We start from the raw sequence: 7,948 nt of genomic DNA, 5'->3' as shown, positions 1-7,948 counted from the left end.
GCTCCGGGGACGGACCGTCAGCTCAGGCCCTCCTCAGGGGATGGTCCAGCGCATCCAAGGCGCTGGCCACGGGTGCGGGGGCGGAGCACGCCGCGCCCAGCCAGGCACGGCGGCCGGGTCCGCGTTGGTGGGACGTTGACGCCCGTCCCCGGTGCCGAGCCCGATCACGCGGTCCGCGTCGGAGGGTGGGGCCGAACGTCGCCGGTGGCTCGGCAGGGCAACCGGGGACCACGCTCCGAAGGGGGGAGACCGAGGGGGGCCGGCCGGACGCGACCGAGCCCCGCACCCGTCGTGCTGGGATGCGGGGCCCGCAGAGCGTCACGTCGGCCGTGAGGGCGCCGTGCCGATCAAAAGGCGGCAGCAAGGGCGGCCGGGCCGACGGTGACGATCGCGGCGACGCTGAGCAGCGAGGACCAGATCAGCAGACACATCTTTCGCTTGCACAGCACCGAAAGGCGGCCGAGGCGGTCGAGCCGGTCGTCGGCGGCGAGGGCGTCGCGCAGGGCGTCGCGGTCCTCGCACTGCGCCCAGCGGATGAACCCGCCGGAGGCGTCCTTGGCGAGATGCGGCAGGACGACGAAGAGCGCGAGGATCGCGCCGGTCACCATGGTGAACGTGCCGGTGGCGGCGAGGGGGAACGAGAAGGGGTGAACGGCGTGCATCGAGGCGACGGCGTTGATCAGGACGCCGTCGGTCGCGAGCAGCAGACTTGCTTTGGTGTTGGTGTTTCCGAGCTCCACGGCGACCCTGTCGAGCTCGCGGTCGAGGAGCTGGTTGAACGCGGTCGTGTCGATCGTCGGCTCCGCCTCGCCGGTCTCGGTCCGTTGCTCGGTCGTGGTGGTGTCCACTCGGGTTTCCTCTCCTGGTGGGTGTCGGTCAGGGCATCGCATACCGGGCCGATCCGGGCGCGGCCCGGCCCGGGAGCGGCTCAGGCGTTCTCGGTGACGAGTTCCTCGACGTAGGCGAGGAGGTACGGGAGCTGGTCACGACGAATGCGGTGCCTGGTGGTCGTGTTGGGCCACGTGAGCAGCAGCGGGAGAACGTCGCTCGGGTCCTCGCGGGCGGGGTCGAGGTCGTCCAACAGCGTGCGAACGTCGCCGTTGTGGAGCACTGCACCGCCGGGGGCGGTGGCGATGTGGTCGTTGTCGTCGGGGTGGTCGGTGTCGCGCAGGGAGTCGAATTCGTCGGCGAACGCGCGGACGACCGCCTCCTGAGCCTTCGTGGCATTGCCGGCGAGAACGGTGTACAGGTCGCTGACGGTGAGAACGAACGGCCCGTCCGGGCCGTGGGTACGGCCGCAGACGGTCACGCGCGGGTCGGCGGCGAGGAAGCGGTGCACTCGGGTGGTGGCGCCAGGCTTCTCGCCCCTGTCGGACGCCGGGGCGCCGCATGCCGTGCGCTCCGCGTCGTCCACGTTGCTGTGGACGTCGTACTGGGCGCACCGGACGGTGGCGGTTTCGGCGTGCTGGTTCTTCGTCGCTCGGGTGGCGGGGCCGTCGGCGGCCGGCACCGGGGTGGCCCGGTTGCACGCCCGGCAGGTCTCCCCCTGGCAGTTGTTGCAGTCCTCGGTGACGGGGCTGTTGAGCCAGGCGTCGTACGCGTGGCGAACGTAGGCGCGCTTGCCGTCGGACCGGTCCCACTGAAGCGACCAGGGAGCGAAGTCATCGACGATCTCGGCCGGGTGGCGGCGGTCGAAGTCCATGAGCCTGAAGGCGGCCCGGTCGGCGGCGAGGCCGCGGTCGATGGTCGGCCGGGCCGACCATCGGCGGTCGGTGACGGCCGCAACGCGGAGCAGTGCCTCGCGCCACTCGGTGGCGGAGGCCCGCGGGGAGAACGCGGGCCGGTGCTCGGGGTCGAGCTCGGCGAGGAGCTGGTAGGCGGTGGCGGCCTCGGCGTTGAGGTCGGGGGCCTGGGCGTAGGCGTCGACCGGGATCGGGCCGTTGACCGTGTTCGCGGTGTCGGTCTCCCGTTCCTGCTCCTCGCGGTCCAGCTCCTTCATGTAGGCGACGTATTCGGCCTGGTCGGCCTCCTCGTACGCCTGGTGCATCGCCTCCAGCTCGGCCTGGTGGGCGTCGTACTCGGCCTGGTTGTCCACGTTCTCTCCGGTCATGTTCACGCGTTGTGCCTCTCAATTGGTGCGGTGCTTGGGGTGCTGCTCGGCTGAGTGCCTCGCAGGGCGCACGGCGCTGGTCCGTCGCCCGGGTGGCCGTCAGGCGAAGCAGGCAAATTCGTCGGTCACGTCGGCGCCGCGCAGGTCGAGGACCTCGATGTTCCAGAGCTCGCCGCGGTCGGCGGCGCGGCTGGCGATCCGGCCGACGCGTTCGACACCGGCGCGGTTGAGGGTCTTCGTGTGGCGGCCGGTCTCGGTCTCGTACCGGAGGGTGTACGTGGGCTCGGGTGCCGGGCCGAGGTAGCTGCTGATCAGGAAGCCGGGGATCTGTGCGGCGCACTCGGCCCAGGACGGGCGGTCGCGGTCGGAGGGGATGCGGGCGAGGCCCTGCTCGATGCCGGTGGGGGTCTTGGCGAGGTAGGCGAGGACGTGCACGCGCATGATGGCGGGCTCCTTCGACGGGTGTGTGATCAGTGGCGGCCTACCTCTCGGTGGCCGCAAGCTCACATTAGCGCAAGTTGCGTAACTTTTGCTAGTCGATGGTCTCGGTGATTCGGACGGCCCGTCAGAGGGCGTGGTGCGCGTGCCCCGCGATGTCGAGTTCGATGTCGAGCTCGGGGGCCTGCGGGCAGTAGGTGCCGCCGTCGCCCGCCGAGCGCCAGGTGCGGACGCTGCCCGCGGGGCCGTCCCAGACCAGCGCCGCCGAGCACCACCGGCACGCGAAGCCGGCCGCCGGCAACTGCTCGGTGGTCTTCCCGTTCGGCTGCGGGGCGGTGTGCCGGTCCGGCACGGGCCCGGCCGCCGCCGTGGTGAACTGCTGCACGACGACGATCACGGTCGGCGCGCTGGCGCCGCTGTCGTCGAGGTCGTCCTCGCGGGCCGGCCGTTCGGTGCGGGCGTAGGCGGAGGGCACCAGCAGCAGCCAGGCGCCGGCGGTGACGGCGGAGGCCACGGGCCGCGTGTCGGCGGGGCCGGCCTGCCACGCGGCGGCAACGGTACCGGCGGCCAGCGCGGCGAGGGCGAGGCGGCCGGCGAGACTGCCACGGAGGGCGGACAGGTACAGCACCGCGGCCAGCAGCAGCCAGGACCAGCCGAGGACGGCCGGGGAGGCCGGGAGGCCGGCGGCATGCTGGTGGAGCCAGGCCCCGACGGGACGGCCGACCGTGGCGCCGAGCTGGTGGGCGGCCTGACCGACCGGCGAACGGCCCAGCCAGCGGGCGTCTCGAACGGCCTCGGCCACGATGGCGCCGATCAGCCCGCCGGCCGCCACGGCGGACAGCGCGGACGCCGCAACGGCGGCAGCAAGGCCGGCGAGCCTGCGGGCCCGGCGGATGCCGGGGGTACGGGCGCCGGCGCACCAGGCGCGCCAACGACGGTGCACGCGGCCGGCCGCGGTTCGCACCGCGGGGATCAGGTTCCCGGTGATCCAGTTGCGGGCCTGCGCGGAGAGGCTGGGCAAGGTGGTGCTGGGGGCGGGCATGGGTAGGGTCCGGCCTTTCGGTGAGGAGGACTGAGCGGTCGGCGTCCGGCCGGCCGCCGGTGGCGCCAGGCCGGCCCCGCGGGCGGGGGCGTACTGGCGGCACCGGCGAGGGGCCCGGGCAGCCCGCCGGCGTCAGACCGTCTGGGCCTCGGCCCGCGGGGCGGCCGTGATGACGCGCATGGCCCGGCCGACCCGGGTGGACCACCAGCGCAGGCCTTCGGGCGTCATCTCCGCGTCCATGCACATGATCCGGTTCAGCAGGTCGTTCAGGGCGGCCCTGGCCGTTTCGGCGACCTCGCCGGGGTCGACGAAACGGGCCCCGGTCAGGTCCCGCATGATCTCCTGCACTCCGATGAGAATCAGCCGGGCCTCGGTCTCGCAGGTTTTGCCGCCCGCGGCCGTCCGCAGGTCGACGAGGGTCATCGTCAGGCGCGTGCGGGTGGATGCGGCGAACTCCTCGGCGAGCCGCGCGAGTTCGAACATGCCCCGGGCGTCGTCGGAGGCCTGGCGGGCCGCGGCCCGCTCCGCGGAGCCGAGGCCGAGGCTGGGGCGGTCGGCGTCGAAGTGGTCGCGCCCCCTGTCGAGCTTGTCGGCCTCGCGGGCGAGGAGGACCTCGCGCCACGTGGCCCGGTTGGCGGGGTCGTTGAGGACCGTGTCGAGCTCGGTCAGCGAGGTGAGGGTGTCGGTCATGGCGGTGCCTCCCTGGTGGTGGGTGCGGTGCGGGCGTGCTGCCCGCGCCGTCTCCGGGTCCGCTGGGGCGGGTCCGGCGGCGACGCGGACGGCACGTCAGCGGTTGCGCTGGCGGCCGACCGAGCTCGCGGTCGCGGTGATGTTGGCCGTGACGTTCGTGGTGATGTGGGTGACCACGCCCGCCGGCCCGGCCTGCTGCCCGCGGCCTCCCTGGGCGAGGACCCAGCCGATGACTCCGACCCCGAACACGGCGGCGAGCGCGAGCAGGAAGCGGGCGGCGGCGTCGAGGCCGGGGGCCGCCTGGCCGATGCCGATGCCGACGCCGGCGGTCCCGATGCCGACCGAGCCGGTCACGATCGAGGCGCGCAGCCACAGCGGGGTGTCCGTCCACGCGGAGGCCTGCGCGGGGACGGGCTGCGGCTGCTGTGCGAGGGGCTGGGGCACGGGCAGCACGAAGGCGGCCGGGGCGTAGTGCTGCGGGGCGTGGCCCGGGTAGCCGGCGGTGGTGATCAGTGCCGGGGCGGCTCCGGGCTGCGGGACGACCAGCGCCACGGGCGGGGCGGCCGTGGTGTGGGCGGTGGTCAGGCCGGCGGCGGCGAGGATCTCCTCGACGGTCGTCGGGTACGGGGGTGGTCCGGGGTGCTGGGTCATGGGTCGGCGCTCCTGGTGGTCGGTCAGGCGTGGACGGGGTTGGTGCACGGCACGGTGTGCCGGTGCGGGAGGTGCAGGCCGCAGCAGTCGCGGCGCTCGACGCTGACCCGGCGCGTGCCGCGGCAGGCGGGGCAGTCCCGTTCGCGCTCGGCCCGGGCGCGGGCGTCGAGGGCGGACTGACGGGCTTCGGCCAGGGCGGCCCAGGCGCGGGCGGCGGCGAACCGCGTTTTGGCCGACTGCGCGCTGCCTCGGTTGAGTGCGCCCTCGCCGTGCTCGATGTGGTGCAGGGCCATGTCGAGCGCGTGCGCGACGTGTTCGGCGGTGACGTGGTCGGGGGTGGGCATCGCGGTTCTCCGTGGTGGCTGGTCGGTCGGGGTGGGGTGGTGCTGGGCGCCGGCCGCGGCACGCGGGGCGGGGCCGCGGCCGGCGGTCGCCGGGTCAGTCCTCGAACCGGTCGCAGACCGTGCACAGGGCCTCGTGCTCGGCGTTGCCGGCGTGGGCGGCGGCGAGCTGGGCGAGACTGTGCACCGGGGTCCACGCGGGGCCGGCGCAGCCCTCGGTGTCGCAGGTGGCGCGGGCCTCGAACCGGTGGTCGTACGGCTCGCCGTCGGCGTTGTAGCGGAGGAGGAGCTCCTCGCGGCCGGCGGCGAGGGTGGCGGTGCGGTACTCCGGATCCCGGCTCGGGGTGTCCCAGGTGATGAGGCGGGCGGCGGCGCTGCCGAACACGGCCTCGATCTCGTCGGTCTCGACGCCGTGCTGCTCGATCAGGCGGCGCAGGATCAGGGTCACGGCGGGCAGGGCGGCGGCGCGGACGACGGTGAACCCCTCGGCGGCGAGGTCGGCGGCGGCGATCTGCGCGTGCTGGCGGGCGAGGACATCCACGGGCACGCGCCGGTTCTCCGGCCGGCGGGCGTTGCGGGTGAGCGCCTCGGCGAGCGGAACGTCGAGGACCAGAGCGACGGCCGGGGCCTTGTAGCGGCGGGCGTGGGCGAGGAGCCACGCGCGGTCGTCGGGGTCGGCGCCGGTGGCGTCCACCACGGCCGGCAGGCCGAGGACCAGCCGGGCCTTGAGGCGCTCGAACACCAGGTGCCAGACGTGCGGGTCGGCGCTCTGGTTTCCGGCGTCGCCCGCGACGTCCTCGCGGACCTGGTCGGCCGCCACCACCCAGGACGGCGGGAACATCGCGGACAAGGTGGTCTTGCCCGATCCGGCGCAGCCGACCAGGGCGATCAGGGCGTTGTCGGGCAGGCCGAGGGACTTGAGCATCCGAGGGTGTCCTTCCGGGAGGGGCCGGGGCGCCGGGTGCGTCGGCGCCTCGCGGCCGGTGGGCTGTGGTGGTGCTCGGCGGTGACCGCCCGGCGGTGTCCGGCCCGGGTCGCGGGCGGGCACCGCCGGGCGGCGGCCGTGGTGGGTCAGAAGTTGCGGGGCTCGCCGAGGGCGTCGGCGACCTCGCAGGCCGCGTCGTAGGCGATGGCGCGCAGCGCCTTGTCGGCGCCGCGCAGCAGGACGGCGCGCTCGGCGTCGCCCTCGGCCTGCTGGGCGTAGCCGAGGCGGTTCGCGGCGTCCTCCATCGCCTCGGCCTCGTTCCAGAAGCGGCAGTTGTTGAGGTAGTCCACGGCGTCCCGGGCGAGCTGGACGAGCTCGGCGGGGGCGGTGGGGATGCCGTCGCCCGGCTGGCGGCCGGCGAGGTAGGCGAGCGCCTTGCCGTGGTTGTTGGCGATCGTGGTGAACGTCGGGGTGGTCTTCGTCTCCGGCATGTCGGGGTCCTCTCGGTGGCGGGCCCTCCGGGCGGGTGCGCGGCTGGCCTGGTGGTTTGTCAGCGGTGCCCGGCCTTCCAGCAGGCCGGGCAGAGGTCTCGGCCGCCGGGCTGGCGGCGCCAGCCGTCGCGGCGGCGGAACCGGCGGACCTCGCTGGCGAGGGAGGTCTCGAACGGGGTGTGGGTCTCGGCTCCGCAGTTGGGGCCGTCGCAGCGGATGAGCGCGATCCGGACCGCGGTCACACGGCGGCGCGGTGGGGGGCCCAGGAGCGGAACAGGGCGGGGCCGGTGCGGGGGCTGACCAGGTAGCCGGTGCCGGGCATGTCGGCCGGGACGGCGGCGTGGGTGCGGCCGAGGAGACGGCCGATCTCGCCGCCGCGCAGCGCGATCAGGGTGTTGGCGCTGAGGGTGGCGTGCAGCCGGCCGCCGAGGGTTTCGAGGTAGTGGCCGCGGTAGGCGAAGCGCAGCGAGACGCCGCCCTTGCGGCCGTGGGCGGCGAGCTCCTCGACGTGGCGCATGCTGCCGGGGTCGAGGCGGACCAGCTCCCACATGGTGAGGGTGACGGTCACGAGCGGTTCGGTTTTGGTGGGCTCGTACGGCTCGGGCCAGTTCGACAGGGCCGCGAAGCGCATGCGGGCGATCCTGGCGGCGTCGGCGAGGAGGTCGCGGGTCTGGTCGGGGGTGCAGGCCCGGCGGTCGAGGGCGGGGCCGGGGTAGTCGTCGAGGTCCTGGTCGAGGTCCTGGTCGAGGCCGGCCGCCCACGAGCGGACGAGCGGCGAGACGGACTCGGCCGCCCACAGGTGGGCGAGGATCACGGAGGCGCCGGCGCCGGAGGCGCCGACGATGCCGAGGTGGACGGCGCCGTGCTCGGTCCACAGCGGGACGGCGGCCGGGGTGCCTGCGGCGGTGCGGCCGATGGTGACCGTGCCGGCCTCGGGGTCGAGGAGCTGTTCGGCGGCCGGGCGGGCCTGCGGGGTGCGCAGCGTGTCGAGCTGCTCGCGGGTGTGGTCGAGGGTGAGGTCCACGGGTGGGTTCTCCGTTCGGTGTGGTCAGAGGAGGTCGGCGGCGATGACGGCGGCGGCGATGAGCAGGTGGAGCGTCAGACCGATGAGGATGAAGAGGCGGACCATCTCGTCCCGGTGGTGGTCCTGGGTGTGGGCGAGGAAGCCGAAGAAGCCGAGCCAGTTGTCGTTCATGGCTGGGGCCTTTCTGTGGTGGCGGTGTTTCCCGCGGGAAACGGCGCGTGGGGGTCGGGGCCGCG

12 protein-coding genes are annotated in these 7,948 nt (G+C 74.6%); all 12 read right to left on the bottom strand.

The annotated features are described in order from the left end of the window. Nucleotides 1-347 precede the first annotated feature (347 nt). Nucleotides 348-848, bottom strand: coding sequence for a hypothetical protein (locus tag ACFVUY_RS38080; RefSeq protein ID WP_387736682.1), 501 nt, complete (start codon nucleotides 846-848; stop codon nucleotides 348-350). 80 nt (nucleotides 849-928) lie between these two features. Further along, a complete protein-coding gene (locus ACFVUY_RS38075; protein WP_387736681.1) occupies nucleotides 929-2,110 on the bottom strand; it encodes a hypothetical protein in 1,182 nt (393 codons plus the stop codon). Between the two features lie 99 nt (nucleotides 2,111-2,209). Further along, entirely contained in the window at nucleotides 2,210-2,551 is a 342-nt protein-coding gene (locus ACFVUY_RS38070; protein ID WP_387736680.1) for a hypothetical protein, read from the bottom strand. Nucleotides 2,552-2,675: 124 nt separating this feature from the next. Then, nucleotides 2,676-3,590 carry a hypothetical protein gene (locus ACFVUY_RS38065; RefSeq protein ID WP_387736679.1) on the bottom strand — a complete coding sequence of 305 codons (915 nt, stop codon included), beginning with the start codon at nucleotides 3,588-3,590 and terminating at the stop codon, nucleotides 2,676-2,678. 132 nt (nucleotides 3,591-3,722) lie between these two features. Beyond that, entirely contained in the window at nucleotides 3,723-4,280 is a 558-nt protein-coding gene (locus ACFVUY_RS38060) for a hypothetical protein (protein ID WP_387736678.1), read from the bottom strand. A gap of 96 nt (nucleotides 4,281-4,376) precedes the next feature. Then, a complete protein-coding gene (locus ACFVUY_RS38055) occupies nucleotides 4,377-4,931 on the bottom strand; it encodes a hypothetical protein (RefSeq protein ID WP_387736677.1) in 555 nt (184 codons plus the stop codon). Between the two features lie 23 nt (nucleotides 4,932-4,954). Beyond that, entirely contained in the window at nucleotides 4,955-5,275 is a 321-nt protein-coding gene (locus tag ACFVUY_RS38050; protein WP_387736676.1) for a hypothetical protein, read from the bottom strand. Between the two features lie 94 nt (nucleotides 5,276-5,369). Next, complete coding sequence (locus ACFVUY_RS38045) at nucleotides 5,370-6,197, bottom strand: AAA family ATPase (protein WP_387736675.1); 828 nt, start codon at nucleotides 6,195-6,197, stop codon at nucleotides 5,370-5,372. Nucleotides 6,198-6,343: 146 nt separating this feature from the next. After that, complete coding sequence (locus tag ACFVUY_RS38040) at nucleotides 6,344-6,688, bottom strand: hypothetical protein (RefSeq protein WP_387736674.1); 345 nt, start codon at nucleotides 6,686-6,688, stop codon at nucleotides 6,344-6,346. 59 nt (nucleotides 6,689-6,747) lie between these two features. After that, the gene (locus tag ACFVUY_RS38035; protein ID WP_387736673.1) at nucleotides 6,748-6,930 is read right to left on the bottom strand and encodes a hypothetical protein; all 183 of its coding nucleotides are present in this window, start codon (nucleotides 6,928-6,930) and stop codon (nucleotides 6,748-6,750) included. Further along, a complete protein-coding gene (locus tag ACFVUY_RS38030; RefSeq protein WP_387736672.1) occupies nucleotides 6,927-7,712 on the bottom strand; it encodes a hypothetical protein in 786 nt (261 codons plus the stop codon). The genes ACFVUY_RS38035 and ACFVUY_RS38030 overlap by 4 nt, the downstream gene beginning before the upstream one ends. Before the next feature lie 24 nt (nucleotides 7,713-7,736). Beyond that, nucleotides 7,737-7,883 carry a hypothetical protein gene (locus ACFVUY_RS38025; RefSeq protein ID WP_387736671.1) on the bottom strand — a complete coding sequence of 49 codons (147 nt, stop codon included), beginning with the start codon at nucleotides 7,881-7,883 and terminating at the stop codon, nucleotides 7,737-7,739. Nucleotides 7,884-7,948: the final 65 nt, after the last annotated feature.

Source organism: Kitasatospora sp. NPDC058063, assembly GCF_042885395.1.
GTDB classification, from domain to species: domain Bacteria; phylum Actinomycetota; class Actinomycetes; order Streptomycetales; family Streptomycetaceae; genus Kitasatospora; species Kitasatospora lactacystinica.
This window is presented reverse-complemented; position numbering and strand designations above follow the sequence as displayed.